Source organism: Campylobacter sp. CFSAN093249 (assembly GCF_011067895.1).
Lineage (GTDB): Bacteria > Campylobacterota > Campylobacteria > Campylobacterales > Campylobacteraceae > Campylobacter_D > Campylobacter_D jejuni.
This window is the reverse complement of sequence record NZ_JAAMWM010000002.1, coordinates 135,523-159,663: the sequence shown is the minus strand read 5'-3', so window position 1 is coordinate 159,663 and position 24,141 is coordinate 135,523. Positions and strand designations below refer to the sequence as shown.

22 protein-coding genes and 4 tRNA genes are annotated in these 24,141 nt (G+C 31.6%); 13 read left to right on the top strand and 13 right to left on the bottom strand.

Annotation, left to right across the window (positions count from 1 at the left end):
- Positions 1–94 precede the first annotated feature (94 nt).
- Both FBF10_RS01790 and FBF10_RS01785 read left to right on the top strand, forming a co-directional pair.
- Complete coding sequence (locus tag FBF10_RS01790) at positions 95–1,333, top strand: sulfite oxidase (protein WP_002888412.1); 1,239 nt, start codon at positions 95–97, stop codon at positions 1,331–1,333.
- A gap of 2 nt (positions 1,334–1,335) precedes the next feature.
- Complete coding sequence (locus FBF10_RS01785; protein ID WP_002853099.1) at positions 1,336–1,677, top strand: monoheme cytochrome C; 342 nt, start codon at positions 1,336–1,338, stop codon at positions 1,675–1,677.
- Positions 1,678–1,702: 25 nt separating this feature from the next.
- Here FBF10_RS01785 and gyrB read toward each other — a convergent pair whose 3' ends face one another.
- The 3 genes from gyrB to dnaA form a co-directional block, all read right to left on the bottom strand.
- Positions 1,703–4,012, bottom strand: coding sequence for a DNA topoisomerase (ATP-hydrolyzing) subunit B (gene gyrB / locus FBF10_RS01780; protein WP_002859723.1), 2,310 nt, complete (start codon positions 4,010–4,012; stop codon positions 1,703–1,705).
- Between the two features lie 28 nt (positions 4,013–4,040).
- The gene (gene dnaN / locus FBF10_RS01775) at positions 4,041–5,108 is read right to left on the bottom strand and encodes a DNA polymerase III subunit beta (RefSeq protein ID WP_002873265.1); all 1,068 of its coding nucleotides are present in this window, start codon (positions 5,106–5,108) and stop codon (positions 4,041–4,043) included.
- Between the two features lie 159 nt (positions 5,109–5,267).
- Positions 5,268–6,590: a chromosomal replication initiator protein DnaA gene (dnaA, locus tag FBF10_RS01770; protein WP_052797500.1), complete on the bottom strand. Its 1,323-nt coding sequence runs from the start codon at positions 6,588–6,590 to the stop codon at positions 5,268–5,270.
- Positions 6,591–6,685: 95 nt separating this feature from the next.
- On the opposite strand from dnaA, the gene ruvC reads away from it, so the two are divergent.
- The 4 genes from ruvC to metA all read left to right on the top strand — a co-directional run bounded on the left by ruvC (position 6,686) and on the right by metA (position 12,604).
- Positions 6,686–7,168 carry a crossover junction endodeoxyribonuclease RuvC gene (gene ruvC, locus FBF10_RS01765; RefSeq protein ID WP_011050020.1) on the top strand — a complete coding sequence of 161 codons (483 nt, stop codon included), beginning with the start codon at positions 6,686–6,688 and terminating at the stop codon, positions 7,166–7,168.
- A gap of 203 nt (positions 7,169–7,371) precedes the next feature.
- Positions 7,372–9,942 (top strand): flagellar hook protein FlgE, encoded by a 2,571-nt coding sequence (gene flgE, locus FBF10_RS01760; protein WP_002912916.1) that lies wholly within the window; start codon positions 7,372–7,374, stop codon positions 9,940–9,942.
- Between the two features lie 425 nt (positions 9,943–10,367).
- The gene (locus FBF10_RS01755; protein WP_002859718.1) at positions 10,368–11,639 is read left to right on the top strand and encodes an O-acetylhomoserine aminocarboxypropyltransferase/cysteine synthase; all 1,272 of its coding nucleotides are present in this window, start codon (positions 10,368–10,370) and stop codon (positions 11,637–11,639) included.
- An 83-nt stretch (positions 11,640–11,722) separates the two neighbouring features.
- Positions 11,723–12,604 carry a homoserine O-succinyltransferase gene (gene metA, locus FBF10_RS01750; RefSeq protein WP_002783526.1) on the top strand — a complete coding sequence of 294 codons (882 nt, stop codon included), beginning with the start codon at positions 11,723–11,725 and terminating at the stop codon, positions 12,602–12,604.
- Positions 12,605–12,608: 4 nt separating this feature from the next.
- On the opposite strand, the gene FBF10_RS01745 is transcribed toward metA, so the two are convergent.
- Complete coding sequence (locus FBF10_RS01745; RefSeq protein WP_002783528.1) at positions 12,609–13,208, bottom strand: NAD(P)/FAD-dependent oxidoreductase; 600 nt, start codon at positions 13,206–13,208, stop codon at positions 12,609–12,611.
- A 159-nt stretch (positions 13,209–13,367) separates the two neighbouring features.
- On the opposite strand from FBF10_RS01745, the gene queF reads away from it, so the two are divergent.
- Positions 13,368–13,751 (top strand): preQ(1) synthase, encoded by a 384-nt coding sequence (gene queF / locus FBF10_RS01740; protein ID WP_002783530.1) that lies wholly within the window; start codon positions 13,368–13,370, stop codon positions 13,749–13,751.
- Between the two features lie 137 nt (positions 13,752–13,888).
- The gene (locus FBF10_RS01735) at positions 13,889–14,533 is read left to right on the top strand and encodes an outer membrane beta-barrel protein (protein ID WP_002860141.1); all 645 of its coding nucleotides are present in this window, start codon (positions 13,889–13,891) and stop codon (positions 14,531–14,533) included.
- 35 nt (positions 14,534–14,568) lie between these two features.
- On the opposite strand, the gene FBF10_RS01730 is transcribed toward FBF10_RS01735, so the two are convergent.
- Positions 14,569–15,198 (bottom strand): hypothetical protein, encoded by a 630-nt coding sequence (locus FBF10_RS01730; protein ID WP_002853105.1) that lies wholly within the window; start codon positions 15,196–15,198, stop codon positions 14,569–14,571.
- A gap of 319 nt (positions 15,199–15,517) precedes the next feature.
- On the opposite strand from FBF10_RS01730, the gene leuA reads away from it, so the two are divergent.
- Genes leuA through leuD form a run of 4 tightly spaced genes read left to right on the top strand, consistent with a single transcriptional unit; the run spans position 15,518 to position 20,129 of the window.
- Positions 15,518–17,053 (top strand): 2-isopropylmalate synthase, encoded by a 1,536-nt coding sequence (gene leuA / locus FBF10_RS01725; protein ID WP_044257806.1) that lies wholly within the window; start codon positions 15,518–15,520, stop codon positions 17,051–17,053.
- Positions 17,050–18,126 carry a 3-isopropylmalate dehydrogenase gene (gene leuB, locus FBF10_RS01720; protein WP_002860139.1) on the top strand — a complete coding sequence of 359 codons (1,077 nt, stop codon included), beginning with the start codon at positions 17,050–17,052 and terminating at the stop codon, positions 18,124–18,126. The genes leuA and leuB overlap by 4 nt, the downstream gene beginning before the upstream one ends.
- Positions 18,113–19,525, top strand: coding sequence for a 3-isopropylmalate dehydratase large subunit (gene leuC / locus FBF10_RS01715; RefSeq protein ID WP_079355471.1), 1,413 nt, complete (start codon positions 18,113–18,115; stop codon positions 19,523–19,525). The genes leuB and leuC overlap by 14 nt, the downstream gene beginning before the upstream one ends.
- Position 19,526: 1 nt before the next feature.
- Positions 19,527–20,129 (top strand): 3-isopropylmalate dehydratase small subunit, encoded by a 603-nt coding sequence (leuD, locus tag FBF10_RS01710; protein WP_002853150.1) that lies wholly within the window; start codon positions 19,527–19,529, stop codon positions 20,127–20,129.
- On the opposite strand, the gene FBF10_RS01705 is transcribed toward leuD, so the two are convergent.
- From FBF10_RS01705 to FBF10_RS01685, 5 genes are all read right to left on the bottom strand, one after another.
- Complete coding sequence (locus FBF10_RS01705) at positions 20,109–20,639, bottom strand: GNAT family N-acetyltransferase (protein WP_002867511.1); 531 nt, start codon at positions 20,637–20,639, stop codon at positions 20,109–20,111. The genes leuD and FBF10_RS01705 overlap by 21 nt on opposite strands.
- A gap of 27 nt (positions 20,640–20,666) precedes the next feature.
- A tRNA-Val gene (locus tag FBF10_RS01700) sits at positions 20,667–20,742 on the bottom strand.
- A 3-nt stretch (positions 20,743–20,745) separates the two neighbouring features.
- A tRNA-Ala gene (locus FBF10_RS01695) sits at positions 20,746–20,821 on the bottom strand.
- Positions 20,822–20,960: 139 nt separating this feature from the next.
- Positions 20,961–21,917 carry a glycosyl transferase family 90 gene (locus FBF10_RS01690; RefSeq protein WP_002884197.1) on the bottom strand — a complete coding sequence of 319 codons (957 nt, stop codon included), beginning with the start codon at positions 21,915–21,917 and terminating at the stop codon, positions 20,961–20,963.
- A 113-nt stretch (positions 21,918–22,030) separates the two neighbouring features.
- Positions 22,031–22,118: transfer RNA gene (locus FBF10_RS01685), tRNA-Ser, on the bottom strand.
- A 135-nt stretch (positions 22,119–22,253) separates the two neighbouring features.
- On the opposite strand from FBF10_RS01685, the gene FBF10_RS01680 reads away from it, so the two are divergent.
- A tRNA-Met gene (locus tag FBF10_RS01680) sits at positions 22,254–22,330 on the top strand.
- A 13-nt stretch (positions 22,331–22,343) separates the two neighbouring features.
- On the opposite strand, the gene FBF10_RS01675 is transcribed toward FBF10_RS01680, so the two are convergent.
- Genes FBF10_RS01675 through FBF10_RS01665 form a run of 3 tightly spaced genes read right to left on the bottom strand, consistent with a single transcriptional unit; the run spans position 22,344 to position 24,069 of the window.
- Positions 22,344–22,442 carry a hypothetical protein gene (locus FBF10_RS01675; protein WP_002867513.1) on the bottom strand — a complete coding sequence of 33 codons (99 nt, stop codon included), beginning with the start codon at positions 22,440–22,442 and terminating at the stop codon, positions 22,344–22,346.
- Positions 22,439–23,509: a 23S rRNA (adenine(2503)-C(2))-methyltransferase RlmN gene (gene rlmN, locus FBF10_RS01670; RefSeq protein WP_020247157.1), complete on the bottom strand. Its 1,071-nt coding sequence runs from the start codon at positions 23,507–23,509 to the stop codon at positions 22,439–22,441. Before rlmN ends, FBF10_RS01675 begins: the two co-directional genes overlap by 4 nt.
- Before the next feature lie 23 nt (positions 23,510–23,532).
- Positions 23,533–24,069 (bottom strand): purine-nucleoside phosphorylase, encoded by a 537-nt coding sequence (locus FBF10_RS01665; RefSeq protein ID WP_002859707.1) that lies wholly within the window; start codon positions 24,067–24,069, stop codon positions 23,533–23,535.
- Between the last annotated feature and the right edge of the window lie 72 nt (positions 24,070–24,141).

Sequence of the window (24,141 nt, the reverse complement as noted above, 5' to 3'; positions counted from 1 at the left end):
TTTTTTTTAATCAAAAAGATTAATATAATCAATTATTTAAATTCCTAAAATTTATAATAAAATAAAAAAATCATAAAAATATAAGGATATTTCAATGAAACAAAACAATCAAAAAGAAGATCGCAGAAATTTCTTAAAAAATATAGGATTTGGTTTGCTTGGCATCAGTGTATTGTCAAATTTTTCTTTTGAGAATTTTTTAGGAAGTAAGGCTTTGGCAAAAGAATTGCCTGATTTTAAAATAGAAGGTAAAAAAGATCTTATCTACCATGGCGAAAAACCATTAACAGCAGAAACTGAAATTTATGCTCTTGATTCTGATTTTACCAAACCTGAAAATTTCTTTGTTAGAAATAATGGCTTACCACCAAGCCTAGAAACGATAAAAGAAAGACTTCACAAAGGTTGGACTTTAGAAATCGATGGAGAAAGCATTATCAATAAAAAATCTTACACCATAGAAGATTTAAAAAAGAAATTTAAAACCTATACTTATGCCTTAACAGTTGAATGCGGTGGAAATGGTAGATCCGAAGTTATACCTAGCACAAAAGGAACTCAATGGGGTTATGGTGCAGTAGCTTGCGGTAGATGGACAGGAGTGCGTTTAAAAGATATTTTAAAAGATTGTGGCATCAAAAATGATGCGGTTTATATCGGATATTATGGCATAGATACAAAATTAAATGGTGAAGAAACTTCACCTATTAGTAGAGGAGTTCCTATTTCTAAAGCTTTACAAGATGAAACTCTAATAGCTTGGGCTTATGAAGGCAAAGATATTCCTTTAGTCAATGGCTATCCACTTAGACTTGTTTGTGGTGGTTACCCTGCAAGTACAAGTGGTAAATGGCTTTATAAAATTTCAGTAAGAAATAAAATTCATGATGGTGAAAAAATGGAAGGTTCTTATAAAGTTCCTGTAAATCCGGTAAAACCAGGAGATTTTAACTATAAAGGCGAGATGAAAATCATAGAATCAATGCCTATAAGATCTGTAATTACTAATATCAAAAATGGTTCTGAAATAAAAGCAAATAAAAAATTTGAAGTTAGAGGTAAAGCTTGGGCTGGAGAACTTGAAGTTAGTGAAGTTTATATAAGCAATGATTATGGCGTAACATGGACTAAAGCAAAGGTAGAAAAACCATTAAATAGATTAGCATGGCAAAAATGGAGTGCTCAAATATCAATACCAACAAAAGGATATTATGAAATTTGGGCAAGAGCTATCGATAGTCAAGGTAACAGTCAACCTATGGTTTTAGCACAGTGGAATCCAGGAGGATATATCAATAATGCATGCCATAGAGTTAATATTTATGGAGTTTAAGTATGAAAAAAATTATATTGATCTTAGCATTGTTTTTAAGTGCAAGTTGGGCTCAAAATCTTGAAATTAACCCTGATACAGGATTGATTATCGATCCTGATTCACCTTTAGTGGAAGCAAATTGTTTAGCTTGTCATGGATCCAATCTCATTACTAATATGCATGCAAGTAGAAAAGCTTGGTTAGCAGCTATAAGATGGATGCAAGATAGTGAAGGACTTTGGGAAATAGAACCTGAAGATGAAGAAAAAATTTTAAATTATCTTGAAAAATATTATGGAGAAAAATACGATACAAGAAGAAGAATTCCTCTAGCTATACTCTTACAAAACAAAACTCATTGAAGAAATCATTTCTTCAATGATAAATTTACACATCCAAATGCTTTACATCTTTAGCGTGTGCTTGGATATAATCGCGTCTTGGTTCAACCTCATCACCCATAAAGAGATTAAAGGTATCATTTGCACTTTGTGCATCTTCAATAGTGATTTTTAAAAGTCTTCTTACACTTGGATCCATTGTGGTTTCCCAAAGTTGCTCAGGATTCATTTCCCCTAAACCTTTATAGCGTTGTATAGTAGCACCTTTTTTAGCATTGGTTTCAACATCTTCAAGAACTTCTAAAATATCTTTATCAAATTCCAAGCCTCTATCTTTAATCTTATCAAAAATATAATTTGCTTCTTCATATAGTGGATGAGTGAAAAGTTCTTCATTGATCACAAGTTCTTCTAAGCCATTTTGAGTTTGAACGAAAGCTCGAATTTCATTTTCGTTGATATAATGATTTAAGATATTGTGTCCTTGTGTTTCTAAAAATTGTTTGATTACACTAAATAATTCTTCATTATTTCCTTTAACTAAATTTGAATTTTCTATCATATAGCGTATCACAGAAATCACATTAAAACGCTTTTCAAGATCTTTTAAAATCGCACGATAAGCTGCAACGATTTTTAAATAATCTTTTAAATCATTCATTCCTATACCTTCATAGTTTAAACCTTCTATTCCTGTTTCTATCAGGTATTCGCTCAAAGCTTTTTCATCCTTTAAATAAATTTGCTTTTTAGCTTTTTTATAAAGATATAAAGGTGGTTGTGCTAGATAAATATGTCCATTTGCTACAAGTTCATTCATAAAACGGAAGAAGAAAGTTAAAAGCAAGGTTTGTATATGTGATCCATCAACATCCGCATCTGTCATGATGATGATTTTATGATATCTAAGTTTTGAAAGATCAAAATCTTCACCTATACCACAGCCAAAAGCGGTAATCATATTTTGAATTTGCTCAGATTTTAAAATTTTATCTAATCTTGCTTTTTCAACATTTAAAATTTTACCACGCAAAGGCAGTATAGCTTGAAAAGATCTTTCTCTACCTTGTTTTGCAGAACCTCCTGCAGAATCCCCTTCCACAAGATAAATTTCACTTTCACTTGGATCTTTACTTTGACAATCAGCTAATTTCCCTGGTAAAGTTCCTACGCTTAAACTTTCTTTTTTACGCGTTAATTCTCTAGCTTTTTTCGCTGCTTCTCTTCCTCTAGCTGCCATTAAGGCTTTGTTCATTATAGCTTTAGCTTCGATAGGATTTTCTTCAAAATATTTAGTCAAATATTCAAAACTTGCTTTTGAAACTATAGGACGCACATAAGTTGAACCAAGTTTTCCTTTGGTTTGTCCTTCAAATTGTGGTTCAGGCACCTTTACACTCACAATAGCGATCAAACCTTCACGCACATCATCACCCGTGATTTTATTATCCTTTTCTCTAGCACTTGCATTTGCTTCTATATAGTTACTTATCACACGAGTTAAACCCATTCTAAAACCAGCTTCGTGTGTTCCACCATCTGGAGTTTTGATATTATTTACAAAAGAGAGTAAATTTTCACTATAAGTATCATTGTAAAGCAAAGCTACTTCAACATTCACATCTTCTTCATCTACGCTAAAGAAAATTGCTTTAGTTAAAGCTTCTTTTTTATTTAAGTCTGTAACAAACTGAGAAATTCCACCTTCAAAGTGAAAACTTTCATGTTTGCCTACGCGGTTATCTTTAAAATTTATAGTGATTTTTGGATTTAAGTATGCAAGTTCACGAAATCTTTTAGCCAAAATTTCATAATCAAATTCAGTCACTTCAAAAATTTGATCATCAGGCCAAAATTCTATAGTTGTTCCTGTTTTTTTACTTTTTCCTATCACACCAAATTCACTGATAACTTTACCTTCTGAAAATTCTTGACGATAAATTTCTCCATTTCTTTCAACTGTAGCTACAAGTTTTTTAGAGAGTGCATTTACAACTGAAACCCCAACACCGTGCAAACCACCTGAAACTTTATAAGTATCTTTATCGAATTTTCCCCCTGCATGTAGGACAGTTAAAACAACAGTTAAAGTTGGCATATTTTCAGTTGGGTGCATATCAACAGGAATACCACGACCATTATCACTAACTATACAGCTTCCTTCAGTAGTGATTTCTACATCTATAGTATCACAATGTCCTGCCATAGCTTCATCGATAGAATTATCCACAACTTCATAAATCATATGATGAAGTCCGCCTATGTTTGTATCTCCTATATACATACCTGGGCGTTTTCTAACAGCTTCTAGGCCTTTTAGGACTTTAATATTACTCGCACCGTAATTTTCTTGCATATTTTTCCTTTATCTTTTACTTGTTTTATTACAAAATCATAGGCATGATAATCATTGATAGTCCTTGGGATTTGACTATAAATGCTGAATTAGGTTCATTTACACTTAAAGTGAATTTTTCTTCTTCTATAGAAGTTAAGAAATCAAGTAAATATTTGATTTTTATAGTAAGATTAAATTCTTCACTTACTCCTGTTTGAATTTCAAGTTCTGTTTTTGCTTCCATATTGTCTAAACTTATACCTTCAAAGATGATTTTATCTTTGTTAAAATGAAGTTTCATTTTTTCAGTTACAACGCTGATTTTTTTAAGACTATCTATAAAATCTTCAGTTGAAAAACTGAGTTCTTGTTTGAAAGTTTTTGGTATAACTTTTTCATAATCTGGAAATTTATCATTGATAAGTTTTGTAAAGAATTCAAAATTTTCATTTTTAGCGATAAGCATATTTTGATCATAAAAAATTTCTATTTTTTCATAGAAAAGTTTTTGCATTTCCATAATAGCTTTTTTAGGGATACTAAAACTAAATTCTTGATTATTTGCTTTTTCTAAAGTATAGATTGCAAGGCGTTTTGTATCAGTTCCTACGAAGTTAATTTTATCTGTTTTTATATCTAAAAATGCACCATTTAAGGAGTATTTTGGGTTGTTTGTATCAATACTTGGTAATATCTTTTTAAGAGAACGGCTTAAATCACTTGAATCAATGTCAAATTGGTTTTTTCCTTCTGTATTTGGAAAATTTGGAAAATCTTCGTGATTAAACATAGGAAGTTTGTATTTTGTACTCTTTTGTCTTATAAATAAAAAATTATCAATGGTTTCTAAAACAACTTCTTCATTATTTAAGCTTTTAATAACATCTGCAATACTTTTTGCGTTTGCAGTAGCAAAACCACTTGATTCTACGCGGATTTTTTTTATTTTATAGTTGATACCTATTTCATAATCACTAGCTTTAATAAGAAGTTTATCTTCATCAGCATGAAAAAAAAGATGAGAAGTAATGGTGCTTGAGTCTTTTTTTTCTACATAAGCATTACATAAAATCACTGCAGATTCTAAAGTATTTTTATTGATACTTAACTTCATTTTTTCTCCTTGGTTTATTTTAATTTTAAATTCGTTGTAATAATAAGCTTGTTGAAATTGTGAAATTTTTCAAAGCAAAATAATCAAATTTGTATTTTATCATACTTTGCTTAATTTCTTTTTTTCACACTCTAGAATTTATTTTTCACATCCTTTCACTTAACTTTGACTTTTAACAAGAATTTTGTTTTTAAGTTCTTCGATTTTTGCTTTTAAAGAACCATCATTTTCTATCATTTCTGTGATTTTTTTAACATTATGTGAAATAGCCGTGTGATCTTTCATTTCAAAATAATTTGCAAGTTGTGGCATAGTCAAAGCCGTAAGTGTCCTAGCTAAGTAAATCACAATGCGTCTTGCTGTGACTATATTTTGAGTTTTTTTATTGGATTTCACATCGCTTGGTTTGATGTTAAATTCCTTACATACCAAAGATAAAATGTCATCTATAGTGATATTTTCTTTCTTTTCTTTGATATGATCTTTCATCACACTTTTTGCAAGTTCGAGTGTGATTTCTTGTCCTAGTATGGTTGCATAGGCATTTAAACTTATAATGATACCTTCGATTTCTCTTATATTATCCCCTAAAGAAGTAGCGATATAGTTTATGATATCATTAGAAAGATTGATATCGTTAAATTCACATTTTTTTCTTATGATGGCTATTTTTGTATCTAGTTGAGGTGGAGTTATATCAGCTATGATCCCATGTGCAAAACGACTTTTTAAGCGTTCGGTTATACCTTTTAGCATGTTGGGTGGATTGTCTGAAGTCATGATGATTTGTCCATCGTTATTTTTGATTTCATTAAATATAAAGAAAAATTCTTCTTGAATTTTATCGGTTTTTCCTAAAAACTGCACATCATCTATAAGTAAAACATCGCAGTTTCTATATTTTTCATGAAATTTATCTAAAGAGCCATTTTTTAAATTTGAAGTAAAATCATTGATAAAATTTTCACTGGTAGCGTAAATAACTTTTTTTCCCATTTCTAAGCTTGCATTTCCAACTGCTTGAAGTAAATGTGTTTTTCCAAGTCCTGTAGGCCCATAAACAAAGATTGGATTATAAAGTTTTCCAAGCTTGTCTTTATGTATTATGGCTTTACACGCTCCATAAGCGTATTTGTTAGAATCCCCCACAACAAAACTTTCAAAAGTAAAAGAAGGATTTAAAATCGTGCTTTGTGCCTTTATATGAGCTATGTCGATTTTTGTGCTTTTGTTACTTTGTTTAGCACTTTGTGCTTGTATATTTATGATGGCTTTATTTCCACTTTGCACTTCATAAAAATGTGCGATTTTTTTACCGTATTTTGTTTGTATGAATTTAGCCATGAGTTCATTTGGAGCGTTGAAAACTAAAAGATCTGCTTTGCTTTGTTTTTCGTTGAATTTTAAATTTGATAAATAGTTTTCGTATTCGTTTTCACTTAATTCTTTTTTTAAATTTTCAAGTATTTGGCTTGGATTCATAATCTCTCTTTAAATTTTGCATAATGTATAAATTTTATCTTAAATTTTATAAAAAAAGGTTAAAATCCGCTTTCGTATTTTATTTTTCAAAAGGTATGAATTTGAAAATTTTAGGTATAGATCCAGGTTCAAGAAATTGCGGTTATGCTATCATAGAAGCCAACAAAGGAAAAAACATTCTCATAGAAGCAGGACTTATAAAGATAAAGCCAAGTACCTTACAGTATCAAATCACAGAGCTTTGTGAGGGTTTGGACTTGATTTTTAAAAATCATTCTTTTGATGAGGTGGCTATAGAAGATATCTTTTTTGCTTACAATCCAAAAACCGTTTTAAAACTCGCACAATTTCGCGGAGCCCTATCTTTAAAAATTCTTCAAATTCATGGAGACTTTGCAGAATACACTCCCTTACAAGTAAAAAAAGCCGTTACAGGAAAAGCCAAAGCAACTAAAGAACAAGTTGCTTTTATGGTAAAAAGGCTTTTAGGACTTAGTAAAGATATCAAGCCTTTAGACATCACAGATGCTATCGCAGTGGCTTTAACTCATGCGGCAAATTTAAGAGTTAGGGTGTGATTTTGGTAATTTTTATTACACAAAAGCCCAAAGCTTCATAAACTCCCAAAATACCTTTAAATTTTTTCTATAAATTTTTAAAAAATTCATAAAAAATTTCAAAAGTTGGAACAGAACTTGCTTGTAAACTTCACATAAACGCAAAAGTTTTTTAAAGCCAAAGCGTTAAATTTTTTAAAGCAATATTTTATAAAGGATTTAAGATGATGAGATCACTTTGGTCTGGCGTAAGCGGACTACAAGCACATCAAGTTGCGATGGATGTTGAAGGTAATAACATTTCAAATGTTAATACCACTGGTTTTAAATACTCCCGTGCAGATTTTGGGACTATGTTTAGCCAAACTGTGAAAATCGCTACAGCTCCAACTGATGGAAGAGGCGGATCTAATCCACTTCAAATCGGTCTTGGCGTTTCAGTAAGTTCTACAACTAGAATTCATTCTCAAGGTTCAGTTCAAACCACAGATAAAAACACTGATGTTGCTATAAATGGTGATGGTTTTTTTATGGTGAGTGATGATGGTGGTCTTACAAACTATCTTACAAGGAGCGGGGATTTTAAACTCGATGCTTATGGAAATTTTGTTAATAATGCAGGTTTTGTTGTCCAAGGGTGGAATATCAACTGGGATACTCAAAGTATAGATAGCTCAAGAACTCCGCAAAATATTTTTATCGATCCAGGTATGCATATCCCTGCAGCGCAATCCACAGAAGTAGCCATCAAAGCGAATTTAAATAGTGGTTTAAATATAGGAACAGCTAAAACTCCTATATATGGACTTGATTCTGTTCATGGATATAACAAAAAAGATGGAACAGCAAAAAATGAAAATGATACAGGAATCACTCAGTTTTACACGACTTCCAAAAATTCTATAGAAGTGACGGAAAAGGGTGTGGATGCGGGATCACTTTTTAATGCTAATGGCACAGGATTAAATCTTAGAGATGGACAAGGGATTTGGGTATCTTATGCAGATGCTAAGTTTAGTACAGCTGGAGAAGGAGCTCAAGCAAATCAAGGTAATAATGGTGTTTTTGATCCTAATCAAAAAGTTCTGCAAGATAGAGTTATATTTTGGGGACATGAGCAAAAACCTACAACTTTGGATATTACTTTAAATGGAGTTCATATACAGAATAATTCTATAAAAAGTTTAGATGAAGCTATAGCTTATATCAATACCTTTACTGCACCAACGGATACAAGGGATGGAACAGGAGTAAAAGCGGTAAAAAAAGCAGATGGTAGTGGGATTGATTTTATCAATGATAATGCTGATGGCACTACAGATAACATGAAAAATATAGATTTACAAGTAAATCCTCAAAATTCAGCTGGAGAATTAGTAAGAGTAAGAGTTACTAACACCAATCCTCCTGATTTTGATTGGCAAAATACTCAACTTAGACCTGCAGGTAATCCTATAGTAAATAATGCTGGTAGTGCTTGGATAGCAGGAACTGCTGCTCAAAATCAAAATAGAATACAAATAGTAACAGCACATAAATATATTTATAGTTCAACTCCAGTTGAATTAGATCCTATGTATAATCCAGATGGTGGACCTGTTTTTAATCCTGCAAATCAAAATACTGCTGGTACTGCTGAAAATAATTATATGAATGCCATTCAAGGTTCTTTGTTAAATACAACTCCAAGAACTTTTAGAACCACAGAGGATTTAAGAGAACTTTTACAAAGAGATGCTAGATATGGGGTGGATTATGATGGAAGTGGCGGATTTGAAATTACAGGTGAAGATGTAAATGAAGGAGTAAAAGTTACAGTGGGTGCAACAGGCGAATTTATAATATCAAATCCAAATGAAATTCCAGCTAGGCCAGGTGTAACACCTCCAGGTGGACAAGATAATAGAAAACCTCATAATATAAGCTTTAATGTAACAGCTTATACTGATACTCAAGGTAAAATTAGTAAAAATGATGCTTTTACAACTATTTTTAAAGGTTTTGATGGAGTTTTAACCGTGGGAAATTCTAATCGCCAAAGCGAACAACTTTTCTTAAGTGCTTTTTCAGCTGGACTTGAAATTTATGATTCCTTAGGTTCAAAACATACTTTAGAAGTGCAGTTTGTTAAGCAAAGCACCACTCAAGATGGGGGTAATGAATGGCAAATGATTATCCGTGTGCCAGAACCTGCTGAGATTAACACTACAGGCGAAGGACCAAACAATATCATCGTAGGAACAGCAAGATTTAATAATGATGGTTCTTTATCAAACTATACACCAAAAACTATAAATTTCTCACCAAACAATGGTGCTGCACCAAATCAACAAATCAAACTTTCCTTTGGAACAAGTGGAAGTAATGACGGCCTTGTAAGCTCAAATTCTGCTTCAACTCTAACAGGACAGGCAACTGATGGTTATACTTCAGGTAACTTAAAACCTGATGCTATCCGTGTGGATGATAAAGGTAATATCTTAGGTGAATTTACTAATGGCAAAACCTTTGCTGTAGCAAAAATAGCAATGGCTTCAGTGGCAAATAACTCAGGTCTTGAGGAAATTGGTGGAAATCTTTTTAAAGTCACTGCAAATAGTGGTAATATCGTAGTAGGTGAAGCAGGAACAGGAGGTCGTGGTGAGATGAAAACCTCAGCTCTTGAAATGTCAAATGTGGATTTAAGTCGTTCTTTAACAGAGCTTATTATCATTCAAAGAGGTTATCAAGCAAACTCAAAAACCATTTCAACGAGTGATCAAATGCTTCAAACTCTAATCCAGCTTAAACAATAATTTAAGCTTAGTATTCTATAAAATATTGTTTTTTGCTCCCTTTAAGGGAGCAAGCCTTGCTTTACAAGCCTATCTTGGTAGTCTTGTAATACTAGGCTTAGGCTTGAACTGCCTTCAATTTATTGCTAACTCACTCTTGCTAGGGGTGAGTTGCAATAAAATTTTAAGCAATGTGATATAAATTTTTTAAAATTTAATTTTAATTTTATTTTTTAAAGATAGAATAATCAATAATTTTTTAGAAAGGAGAAAAAATGTCTTATATTAGTTTTAACTTAATGCTTTCTTCTTTCTGTATGCGTGCTTGGCACGCTTAATCTACTCGTATATACTCATATTCTATAAATTTACATTTTCAAATAGCCTAGTTTAAAGCCGATAAAAAGCTTTTTAACATTTTTTCATTGACACAATAAGGATAAAAAATGAATTTCAATAAAGAAACTTTAGCATTACACGGAGCTTATAATTTTGATACTCAAAGAAGTATTAGTGTGCCTATATATCAAAACACTGCGTATAATTTTGAAAATTTGGATCAAGCTGCAGCAAGGTTTAATCTTCAAGAACTTGGCAATATTTACTCAAGACTTAGCAATCCTACAAGCGATGTTTTAGGACAAAGACTTGCTAATGTCGAAGGAGGGGCTTTTGGAATTCCTGTTGCTAGCGGTATGGCAGCTTGTTTTTATGCTCTTATCAATTTAGCAAGTTCGGGAGATAATGTCGCGTATTCGAACAAAATTTATGGTGGGACTCAAACTTTAATTTCTCACACACTTAAAAATTTTGGCATAGAAGCTAGGGAATTTGATATCGATGATTTAGATAGCTTGGAAAAAGTTATAGATCAAAACACAAAAGCGATTTTTTTCGAAAGTCTTTCAAATCCTCAAATTGCCATAGCTGATATAGAAAAAATAAGCCAAATAGCAAAAAAACATAAAATCGTTAGCATTTGTGATAATACCGTTGCTACTCCTTTCTTACTCCAACCTTTTAAACATGGCGTGGATGTAATCGTGCATAGTTTAAGTAAATATGTAAGCGGTCAAGGCAGTGCTTTGGGTGGAGCACTTATAGAAAGAAAAGATTTAAACGACTTGCTTAAAAATAACGATAGATATAAAGCTTTTAACACTCCTGATCCAAGTTATCATGGACTGAATTTAAATACACTTGATTTGCCGATTTTTAGTATTAGAGTCATCATCACTTGGCTTAGAGATCTAGGAGCTAGCTTAGCACCTCAAAATGCTTGGTTACTTTTACAAGGACTTGAAACCTTGGCAGTGCGTATAGAAAAACACAGTCAAAATGCTGAAAAAGTTGCGAATTTTTTAAATTCTCATCCTGATATCAAGGGCGTAAATTATCCTACTTTAGCAAGTAATGCTTATCATAATTTATTTAAAAAATATTTTGATAAAAATTTTGCTAGCGGGCTTTTAAGCTTTGAAGCTAAAGATTATGAGCATGCTAGAAGAATTTGTGATAAAACTCAACTTTTCTTACTTGCTGCAAATTTGGGTGATAGCAAGTCTTTGATCATCCATCCTGCTTCTACTACTCATTCGCAACTAAGCGAAGAAGAACTCCAAAAAGCAGGCATTACGAAAGCTACTATACGCTTAAGCATAGGACTTGAAAATAGCGATGATTTGATAGCGGATTTAAAACAAGCTATAGAAAGTTAAAAGTGTGTTTGCATTGAGTGGAATGAGATAAAAATTCCACCATGCTTTATCATAAATAAGGTTTATTAAATAAAGGAGAAAAAATGCCACTGATTATTCCAGAAAATATACCCGCTTATGAGCTTTTAAAAGAGCATGCTTTTATCATGGGATTAAGGAGAGCAAAGCATCAAGATATCAGGCCGCAAGAAATTTTGATTGTCAATCTTATGCCAAAAAAAATTGAAACAGAAAATCAAATTCTAAGCTTACTTGCAAATTCTCCTTTGCAAGTAAATATCACACTTTTAGCCACGACTAGCTATGTGGGTAAAAATACTCCTTTTACTCATTTGGAAAAATTTTACAAGGGTCTTGAAGAGGTTAAAAAACATAAATTTGACGGTGCTATCGTTACGGGAGCTCCTGTGGAACAAATGGATTTTGAAAAGGTTGCTTACTGGGAAGAATTGCTAGAAATTTTTGATTTTTTAAAGCAAAATGTAACAAGTTCTATGTATATTTGTTGGGGTGCCATGGCTGCTTTAAAATACTTTTATGGTGTGGATAAAATCTCTTTAGATAAGAAAATTTTTGGAGTCTATAAGCATGATAAAGTTTCGCCTGATCTGCTTTTAACAAATTTAGATGAAAAGGTTTTAATGCCTCATTCAAGACATTCTAGCATGGATGAAGAGCAAATTTTAGCACTACAAAAACAAGGGAAATTAAAAATTTTGCTTAGAAATAAAAAAATCGGTTCGGCTTTATTAAGAGATGAAAAGAATATTTTTATTTTAGGGCATTTGGAATATTTTAAAGAGACTTTACATCAAGAATATGTAAGAGATAATTTCATACAAAAAGCTAAAAATTATTATGATAAAAAGGGCAATATAAAATACAATTGGCGTTCAAATGCAAATACCATTTTTGCAAATTGGCTCAATTATGATGTGTATCAAAGCACACCTTTTGTGCTTTGATGATTTAAACTCTTGTAGTAGGTGTATCGTGATATACGCTTACTGCACCTTTGATATCGCTTAAAATCGCGCAAGCTGCTTCATTGGCACTTCCCATCGCGCAAGCTACCATAGTCGTAACACCTGAAGCAAGTCCTGCTGCGTAAATTCCTTCTTTGATAATCTGTCTCCCGTGATGTTTGAAGCAAAATTTGTTTGGTTTTGGTATAAGCTCATGCGGTATTACAAAATCTTCAAGTTCTTTGATATCGCTTTTGTTTGCCCCTGTTGCTACGATGATATAATCTGCTTTTATACCCAAGCCTTGCTCATCATTAACAGTAAAATCTCCTTTTTCTCCGCTTATGCTTACTACTTTTGAATCGATGTATTTTACTTCGAGCATAGAAGCAATTTGTGCTTTTATGTGAGTGTAAATTTCATCTGCTTTTGCACCCTTTGGGAAAAAAGGAACATTGTAAATTGCTGCTGCTTTTAAATCTGCTTTACCCTCATCAAAAACAGTGATATCAAAGTCAAGTTCTTCATTTTTAGCTGAAGCGAAAAATAAAGCCGCGCTAAGTCCTGCGATGCTACCGCCTATAATTGCAATTGATTTTCTCATTTTTTTCCTTTTGAAAGATTTGCCTTATTCTAGTATAAAAAGCTTTATTTAATATAATATTTGTCTTTTTTATGCAATTTGCTAAAAATGTTTATTTTTCAATTGTTCTAAAAGTAATTTTTTATATAATTTTCTAAAAATTTTCAATAAGGAAAGCTCATGCGTTATGGTGAAAAAGAAATCAAAGAATTTGATGTGGAAAATATGGAAATTTGGCCAAATGATGCGAAAAATGACTATATCATTAAAATCACTTTGCCTGAATTTATGTGTTGTTGTCCGCGTTCGGGCTATCCTGACTTTGCAACGATTTATCTTGAGTATATGCCTAATAAATTTGTGGTTGAGCTTAAGGCTATAAAACTTTATATCAATACTTTTATGTATAGAAATGTTTCACATGAAGCAAGTATCAATGAAATTTATAATACTTTAAAAGATAAATTAAAACCAAAATGGATTAAAGTTGTTGGGGATTTTAACCCGCGTGGAAATGTACATACGGTGATAGAATGTCGTAGCGATATGGTAGTGCCAAAATAATATTTGAGTAAAATATTAACATATTTTTATGTAAAGATTAAGTATTTTATAAAAAATTCTTATTTAATCTTTGAAGAATATATAATATAAAAAGATCTAAATTTTTTAGATCGAATTTTATTATAAGGAGTTAGGTTATGAATAAAAAATTATTAAGCATTATCGCAAGTGCTACTTTGTTTTCAAATTTGGCTTTAGCAGATGAGAATTCTGGTTTTTTTATAGGTGCTGATGCAGCTTGGATGCATGCTCAAGTAAAAAGTGAGTTAAAACATAAGAATACAAAGCAAAATTTTAATGGAGATATTTCAGGTAATATACCATCGTTTGGTCTAAAACTTGGATATCGTCTAAATGAAAATCATAGAATTTATGCTGGTTATAATTATTCTGATGAATTTAGTGATTTTATCAAAACTCCTAAAATTCAAATCGAAGGTGATTTTACTACACATAAATTTTTAACAGGTTACGATTTTACTCCTAAGCTTTTTGAAAAAACCAGAGCTGTTTTAGGTGTGTATGGAGGATATGCAAGAACAGATCTTACCTTAAAAACAAGCTTTTTATCTTTGTCGCAAAATTTTGACGGTTATTTTTATGGAGCGAAAATAGGTGCTTTATATGATTTGACATCACATAATGAAATAGAATTAGGCTTTAAAGCAGAGCAAATTCATTATAATTCTAGAAATTTTTATCAAAATAAAGTGGGTTCAAACTTTTACGATCCTAAACAAACAAATTATGGTGTATATTTAGGATATAATTATAAATTTTAATCTAATGCAAGTTTTTATAACTTGCATTAATGAAATCAACCTCCACCGATAAAGTATTTTTCAACATCATCAAGTAGTTTTTCACAAATTTGAGAATCTGTATTTTTTTCTACTACAAGATTGATATAAGTTTTAGTATCTCTGAAACTTCCTGCTGATTTTGAATTTTCACGAGTGAGTTTTTGATTCTCTTTAGTATATTCTATAGTGATGTTAAATTTTAGAGCAGCACTTGCTTCACCTAAATTCGTTTTTACTACCACATTCATTTTAGAAGCTTTAGCAAGTGTAGCTTGGGTTTTGTTTATGATCTCTTTAAAGCGTTGGCAAGATCGTATAAGTGTAGCGATAAATTTGTTATCAAGTCCTTCATAAGCTACTTTGAGTTTATTTTTGATATCTTTTGTACTTTCTTTTTCAGGGGCAACAAAAACCATATAAAAACCATTTTTTATAGTCACATTGTCTGTTTTTACATCGCGTCCACTTGACATAACTTTAACATAAATGGCATTATCAAGATAAACACGATCTACCATAGGCCCATAAATTTCGTATTCTTTTTTTCGGACTATGACTTCACGAGCTAGGACATTTAATTTCACATTGGCTTCGTGGATAACAGGTTCCATTTCTTTTTTAATCTCTAAGAGTTCTTTTAACATCAACTTCCTTTTTGTTACTTAAAATTACAATTATATCAATAATTTTCTTAATTTAAGAATTTTACAAACACATTTACTAAAAATATGATACATTAAGTATTAATTTTAACAAAGGAGGAAAAGATGAAACAAATTTTTGAAATTTCAAATTCAGTCCAACAAAAAAGTAAAGACAATACTTTTAATCTGCTACTGCAACTCTCACTCTAAAACTCAATTTTATTTTTAATCATTTTTTACATTTTTAATTTTTTATCATTGTTGTTAAGTTTTTGAATTTTTAATTCATTCAGTCTGTTTGGTTTTAAAGGATTAAATCATGAAAGATAATAAAATCATAATCTTTGATACCACTTTGCGTGATGGAGAACAAGCTTTAGGTAGTTCTTTAGGTATCAATCAAAAATTACAAATTGCATTAGCGCTTGAAAATTTAGGCGTAGATGTTATAGAAGCAGGTTTTCCGGTATCTTCACAAGGGGATTTTAAAGCGGTGCAAAAGATCGCTTCTAAGGTGAAAAACTCAACTATTTGTGCACTTTCTAGAGCATTGGATAAAGATATAGATATGGCTTATGAAGCTTTAAAAGTGGCAAAGCATTTTAGAATTCATACTTTTATAGCCACTTCGACTTTGCATATGCAAGATAAATTAAAAAAAGATTTTGATGAAATTTTGTCTATGGCAAAAAGAGCGATTATAAGAGCAAGATCTTATACTGATGATGTAGAATTCTCATGCGAAGATGCAGGAAGAACTCCGATAGATAATCTTTGTTTTATGGTGGAAAATGCGATAAAAGCAGGCGCTAAAACTATAAATATCCCAGATACCGTAGGCTATACCTTGCCAAGTGAATTTGCTGATATCATCAAAATTTTATTTAACAAAGTGCCAAATATAGACAAAGCTATCATTTCTGTGCATTGTCACAATGACTTAGGTATGGCAACGGGCAATAGTTTAAGTGCTATTTTACAAGGTGCAAGACAGATAGAGTGCACTATAAATGGACTTGGCGAAAGGGCGGGTAATTGTGCTTTAGAAGAAGTGGTTATGGCGATAAAAACTAGGAAAGATTATTTAAAAGGTTTTTATACTGATATTAAATGTGAAAATATCTTTAAAACTTCAAAATTAGTTTCAGCTATCACTAATGAAAGTATACCTTCGCATAAAGCTATAGTGGGTAGCAATGCGTTTTCTCATAGTTCAGGCATTCATCAAGATGGAGTGCTTAAAAATAGGCAAACTTACGAGATCATAAGCCCTAGTGCCATAGGAATTCATGAAAATCGTATGTTAATGACGGCAAGAAGTGGAAGGGCTATGATAAAAACTTGCCTTGAAAATTTAGGCTATGATGAAAATACTTATAATTTAGATGATGTTTATGAGCGTTTTTTACGCCTTGCGGATAAAAAGGGTCAAGTATATGATTATGATTTGGAAGCTTTGATGTTTTTAAGCTATGAAAATGAAGAAGAAAATGAATTTGTGATTGAAAAATTAAGCGTGATTAGTGGCAATATCCCAACCGCTTGTGTTTGTATGCGTATCAAAGAAGAGCTAAAAACTGAAGCTTGCACAGGAAATGGTCCTGTTGAAGCAGTTTTTAACTGCATTGCTAGGATAACAAATTTAAAGCCTGTGTTAAAAGCTTATAGTATCAATGCAAAAAGTTCAGGAGTAGATGCTCAAGGGCAAGTGGATGTGGATTTGGAATTTAAAGGGAGAAAATTCCATGGAAAAGGACTTTCAACAGATGTTATAGAAGCTTCAGCACAAGCTTTTGTGAGTGCTTACAATGCGATTTATCGCTCTTTAAAAGTAGAAGAAAGGAAAATGGCATGAAAACTTATAAAGTAGCTGTCTTAGCAGGAGATGGTATAGGGCCTTTGGTAATGAAAGAGGCTTTAAAAATTTTAACTTTTATCGCGCAAAAATACAATTTTAGTTTTGAATTTAATGAAGCTAAAATAGGCGGTGCAAGTATAGATGCTTATGGAGTGGCTTTAAGTGATGAAACTTTAAAGCTTTGTGAGCAAAGTGATGCGATTTTATTTGGCTCTGTGGGTGGGCCTAAGTGGGATAATTTGCCCATAGATCAAAGACCTGAAAGAGCCTCGCTTTTGCCTTTAAGAAAGCATTTTAATTTGTTTGCAAATTTGCGTCCTTGTAAAATTTATGAAAGTTTAACTCATGCTTCACCTTTAAAAAATGAGATTATCCAAAAAGGAGTGGATATTTTATGTGTTAGAGAGCTTACAGGTGGGATTTATTTTGGCAAGCAAGATTTAGGCAAGGAAAGTGCGTATGATACTGAAATTTACACTAAAAAAGAGATAGAAAGGATAGCCCATATCGCTTTTGAAAGTGCAAGAATAAGAAAGAAAAAAGTGCATTTAATCGACAAGGCGAATGTTTTAGCAAGTTCTATTTTGTGGCGAGAAGTGGTGGCAAATGTTGCAAAAGATTATCAAGATATAAACTTAGAGTACATGTATGTGGATAATGCTGCGATGCAGATTGTAAAAAATCCTAGCATTTTTGATGTTATGCTTTGTTCAAATCTTTTTGGTGATATTTTGAGCGATGAGTTAGCTGCCATTAATGGATCTTTGGGTTTGTTAAGTTCAGCAAGTTTAAACGATAAAGGTTTTGGACTTTATGAGCCAGCAGGTGGAAGTGCACCTGATATAGCTCATTTAAATATAGCTAATCCCATAGCTCAAATTTTAAGTGCGGCTTTGATGTTAAAGTATAGTTTCAAAGAAGAACAAGCCGCACAGGATATAGAAAATGCTATATCTTTGGCATTGGCACAAGGAAAAATGACTAAGGATTTAAATGCTAAGTCGTATTTAAATACCGATGAAATGGGGGATTGTATTTTAGAAATTTTAAAGGAGAATAATAATGGCTAAAACTTTATATGAGAAAGTCTTTGATGCTCATGTGGTTTATGAAGGCAAAAACGAACTTCCTATACTTTATATCGATAGACATTTAATCCATGAAGTAACAAGCCCTCAAGCATTTTCAGGGCTTAAAATGGCTAAGCGTAGAATGGCAAGAGCGGATTTAACTTTGGCTACCATAGATCATGATGTTTCAACTAAAAGTGTGGATTTAAATGCTTGTTCTGATATGGCAAAAGAGCAAATTACAACTTTGATGCAAAATACTAAGGAATTTGGAGTAAGGCTTTTAGGACTTGGAGATAAAAATCAAGGCATAGTTCATATAGTAGGTCCTGAGCTTGGCTTTACTTTACCTGGGGTTACTTTAGTTTGTGGGGATTCTCATACGGCAACACATGGGGCTTTTGGAGCTTTAGCCTTTGGTATAGGCACGAGTGAAGTAGAGCATGTCATGGCAACGCAAACTTTAAAACAAGCCAAACTTAAAACTATGAAAATCGAATGTAAAGGGCAGTTTCAAAAAGGCGTTTATACTAAGGATTTGATTTTGTATTTGATCGCACAATACGGCACAGCAAAAGGCACAGGCTATGCTATAGAATTTTGCGGAGAACTTATAAGAAATCTAAGCATGGAAGCTAGAATGACTCTTTGTAATATGGCTATAGAATTTGGAGCGAAAGTAGGTATGATAGCTCCTGATGAGATCACTTTTGAGTATATTAAGGGAAAGGAATTTGCACCTAAAGGAGAAGAATTTCAAAAGTATTGTGAGTATTGGAAGAGTTTAAGAAGTGATGAAGGAGCAAAATATGATGCGAGTATTACTCTAGATGTAAGCAAGATAAAACCACAAATTAGCTATGGAACAAATCCTTCGCAAGTGATTGGCATAGATGAAAAAATTCCAAAAATAAGTGATTTTAAAAATCAAAGCGAGCAAAAATCTTTGTTTGATGCTTTATATTATGTAAATTTAGAGCAAGATCAAGTTATAGAAGGGGTAAAAATCGACATTGTATTTATAGGATCTTGCACAAATGGGCGTTTAGAAGATCTTAAAATAGCCGCTGATATCTTAAAAGGGCGCAAAATTCATAAAAATGTTAAAGCTTTAATTGTGCCTGGTTCAATGCAAGTAAGAAAAGAAGCTGAAAATTTAGGACTTGATAAGATTTTTATCGAGGCAGGGTGTGAGTGGAGATATGCAGGGTGTTCTATGTGTCTTGGTATGAATGATGACAAAGCAAATTCAGGTCAAAGAGTTGCTTCAACTTCAAATCGTAACTTTGTAGGCAGACAAGGCAAAGGTTCTATCACTCATTTGATGAGTCCTGCAAGTGCAGCAGCTTGTGCCATAGAAGGTGTTATTTGTGATAATAGAAAGTATTTAGGAGTTTAATATGCAAAAATTTATTATACACAAAGGTATAGCTTGTCCTTTAGAATATGCCAATATAGACACAGATCAAATTATACCTAAGCAATTTTTACTTGCAGTGTCTAAGCAAGGTTTTGGCAAGCATTTGTTCCATGATTTGCGTTATTTAGATGATAAAGAAAGTGTTTTAAATATGGATTTTAATCTCAATAAAAAAGAATATCAAAATAGCTCTATTTTGGTGAGTTTTGAAAATTTTGGTAGTGGCTCTTCAAGAGAGCATGCGCCTTGGGCTTTGGTTGATTATGGTATTAGAGCTATTATCGCACCTTCTTTTGCGGATATTTTTAAAAACAATGCCTTAGGAAACGGTTTGCTCACTATAGAACTTGCTAAAGATGAGGTTTTGGAAATAGTTGATGAGTTAAAAAAATCCCAAGATAAAAATATAGAAATTTCTTTGTTGGAAAAAAGAGTATTTTTTAAAGATAAGATTTTTTCTTTTGATTTAGATGATTTTCACAGAATTTGTCTTTTGGAAGGACTTGATAATATAGCTTTAACTTTAAAACATGAAGCACAAATCAAAGCCTATGAAAAAAACTCAAAAAGCTTTTTGGTTTAGAATTTTTTCATAAGCTAAAAAAGGATCTTGGTAATTAGGTATGTCAAAGTTTCCACAAAAATTAAAATCAAGCTTTTTAAAAAGCGAATTCATAGGAAAATTTTTACTATGAGTATCTGCTCTTAAACTTGCCTTGTGATTTTCCAAGGCAAAATTTTCGCAAAAATTTAAAAGTTTTTGTGCCACGCCTTTGCCTTTTGCATTTTGTTTGACAGCTAAACGGTGTAGATAAAAGGCTTTATCATCATAATTTTTGTTAAAAATAACTTGTTTGTAAAATTCAGGTTCAAATTTTTCATTGATACAGATAAAGCCTAAAATTTCATCATTTTCTTTAAACACATAAAGTTCTTGTGCTTGTATATCTTCTTGAAAAACTATTTCATTGGGATAATTCTCATCCCATTGGTGAAAATTCATAGCTTTCATAGCATTTAAAGCATCTTTTGTGATTTCAAGTATAGAATTTAAATCTTTATTGACGGCTTTTTGTATGATAGTGTTTTGCATGATAATCCTTTGTATAAGGAAGGGTGATGGTGGCTCCGATTGGACTTGAACCAACGGCCACTACCATGTCAAGGTAGTGCTCTACCAGCTGAGCTACGGAACCATATGGTGGAGCATAGCGGGTTCGAACCGCTGACCCCAACGCTGCCAGCGTTGTGCTCTCCCAGCTGAGCTAATGCCCCTTTATAAGTCTGAGATTTTATCGCAATATTACTTGTTTTTGGCTGAAAACTAAAATCAAATTTTTAATTTATGATGTAATATATGTATAAAAAGATTTATTTTTTATGAAAAATTAGAGAATTAATGAGAGTAATTTTACTATTTGATTAATTCTAAAATATCTCTTTTTTTGTTAAGTTCAAGTTGTCTAGAATAATAAAAATATTTGGTCAAAACCAAAATTCCTATATGGAATTCTTTTTTCTTATCTAAAAATTTCTTAATATATTGATGAGCATTATTAATAATTTCCAATGCATCTTTTGGGCGACTTTTAAAATATTCAATTACTGCTGACAAATTCTCATTATCAATCAAAGCAAAGTGATAATTTGGTTTTAAAGTTCCTTCCATAAACCAAGTTTCGCAAGTTATTTTTGGAGCTAAAACTAAAGAATTAGAATTCATAGCCCATTTTAAGTTGCTTGCTACATCGTTACCCTCTAAAGAAATTATAAATTTATATTTCATTTGTTCTTTTTTGTTTAAAAAGTTTTTTTTCCATTGGCTAGGTTGTTTTGAAGTATCTCCTATATCGCAAAAAGTTCTACCAAAATAAGAATCAAAAAATTCTTTTCGATGATTTTGATATACTGCTCCTCTAAATATTGCTATATCCTTTTTATTTTCATAGTTTATGTTATCTTTTAAAAAGCAAAAGTGCCTATTTTTATCAAGTTTTAATAAAATATTATTTATATTATTTTCCAAAGATCTCGATTTGCAAATAGTTGCTTCTTTAAAAGTATGTCTTACATCGCCAAATTCTTTATTCCATAAAAATTCATCTTTGAAGTATTTACTGACTTCATAAGCATCAAAAGCATAAGAGGTGCTTTTAAAAGGAAATTTTCCTATTTTTTCCTTTGCTGTAGGTGTAAAAAATTCATTTATTTGATTATAATATTTAACTCGAGTTTGTATTTCTTCTAAGTCTTTAATATTGTATTTTAAAATATCATTAAAAATTTTATCTAAATTTATTTGAAAAAAATATCTTGGTATAAAAGATATTCCTATTCCTCTTAAATTCATCAAAAGTCTTGATTGTAGCATTATAAAAAACCTAATAAATAAAATTTTTAATATTTTATCAAAAATTTAAGAATTTATAAACAATAAAATAACTTTTGACAAAACAATAGTATTTTAAATATTAAAAATAAGAATGGCAGACAGGAAGGGATTTGAACCCTCGAAAGCTTGCACTTTACACGCGTTCCAGGCGTGCTCCTTCAACCGCTCGGACACCTGTCTATGAAATAAAGCGTTTATTATATCTATAAAAGCTTTAAAAATAAAGAAATTTTTTAAATATTGAAAATAAAATTATTTTTTTTAAAAATCAGAAAATTTTTAGTAAAAAGTAGTATAATTATATTTTTATTTTTAGTCAGGGTAGCTCAGCTGGTTAGAGCGCTGGTCTCATAAGCCGGAGGTCGGGAGTTCAAGTCTCCCCCTTGACACCATTAAGTGTAATAATTATTTTTTTTCTTTTGTTACTACAAAAACAATTCCACCAAAACCTATAATTACAACAGCTGTTATAAAAATGATTTCAAAAATATCTAGCATTGTCATTGTTCTTTTGCCCTTTCTTTAAGCTGTCCACAAGCAGCTGAGATATCAAGCCCTTTACTTTCTCTTATAGTACAAGTTACACCTTTATTGCTGAGTAAATCTTGAAATTTAATCGCGTTTTCTAAACTAGGGCGTTTATATAAACCTCCTTCATGTGGATTAAAGAGTATTAAATTTACTTTGGCTTTAATACCATTTAAAAGCTTGACTAATTCTTTAGCGTGTTCAAGCTTATCATTGATACCATCAATTAAAAGATATTCAAACATCACTCTTTTTCTTTGATCTATAGGAAATTCACGCACCGCATCCATAATCGCAGCGATATTATAAGCTTTATTGATAGGCATGAGTTCGGTTCGAAGCTCATCATTAACCGCGTGTAATGATATAGCAAGTAAAACACCTAAATTCATTTGACCTAATTCTTTGATTTGTTTTGCCAAACCGCTAGTACTGATGGTTTGACGGCGAGGACTTATGGCAAGCCCATCATTTTGTGCTAAAATTTTTACCGCTTTAGAAACATTTTTAAGATTATCCAAAGGCTCGCCCATACCCATATATACTATATTTACACGGCGTTCATAAGGGATATTATTTTGTTTTTTGATCCATAAAATTTGTCCGACTATCTCCCCTGCACTTAAATTTCTTTTCAAACCACCCTTGGCAGTAAGACAAAAACTACATCCACTTTTACAACCCACTTGAGAAGAAACACAGATAGTGTATCTTGCATGAGAAATTCTTTTGCCTTCTGCGTCTATTTTTTCTTCTTTCATAGGCAAAAGCACACTTTCTACCCTTAAACCATCAACGAGTTCAAAAAGATATTTTATACTTCCATCTTTACTTTGCTCATTTTTAACACATTTTACAGGAGAGAAATGAAAATTTTGCGCAAGTTCTAAACGTAGATCTTTTGGTAAACTTGACATATTGGAAAAATTATTGGCGTATTTTTGATAAATCCATTGATAAATTTGTTTCACGCGAAACATCGGTTTGATTTTTTCTCCTAATTCTTCAGGTAAAAAATCTAAAATATTAACAAGCTCTTTCAAAATTATTTTCCTTTTTTGAATTTTTAAATATAATGATATTTTTTTAAGTATTCTTCTAATTTTTCTTTTGCCTTTTGATGATTTTTTATAAAATCTTCGTGAGCGTTTTCATTGCAAAAATTTGTTGCACACAAAATACACTCTGCATCAATATTTAAATTTTTAGCTACGCTCAAAACAGAAAAGGCTTCCATATTTTCTGCAAAAAAACCTAATTTTGAAAATTCTTTTGCTGCTTTTGAATTTTGACAAATATAATTTGAAGAATTGATTTTTATTGTTTCACGAGAAACATTTTCTTTTTCTAAGCAAATTTCATATTTTGCAGGAGTATAAAATGCATGTGAAATTTTAGAAAATTCTACATTAAAAGCGTGTGAACTTCTATAAATTTCTAAAATCTCTCCCTTATCATAAAGCCCACAAGTTCCTATAAATATAAGTTTTGATGGTTTTTCTTTGAAGCAAAGTTGACTCAAATGAAAAGCTGATTCAACCAAACCTATGCCTATAGCTTTTGCAAAAGAAAAATTTTCATTTCCACCCGCACAAACAATCATTTTGATCCTTATGAAATTTTACAAAAAATAATTCTACCTAAAAAGACTTAATTAAGAATTTTTAGATAAAAT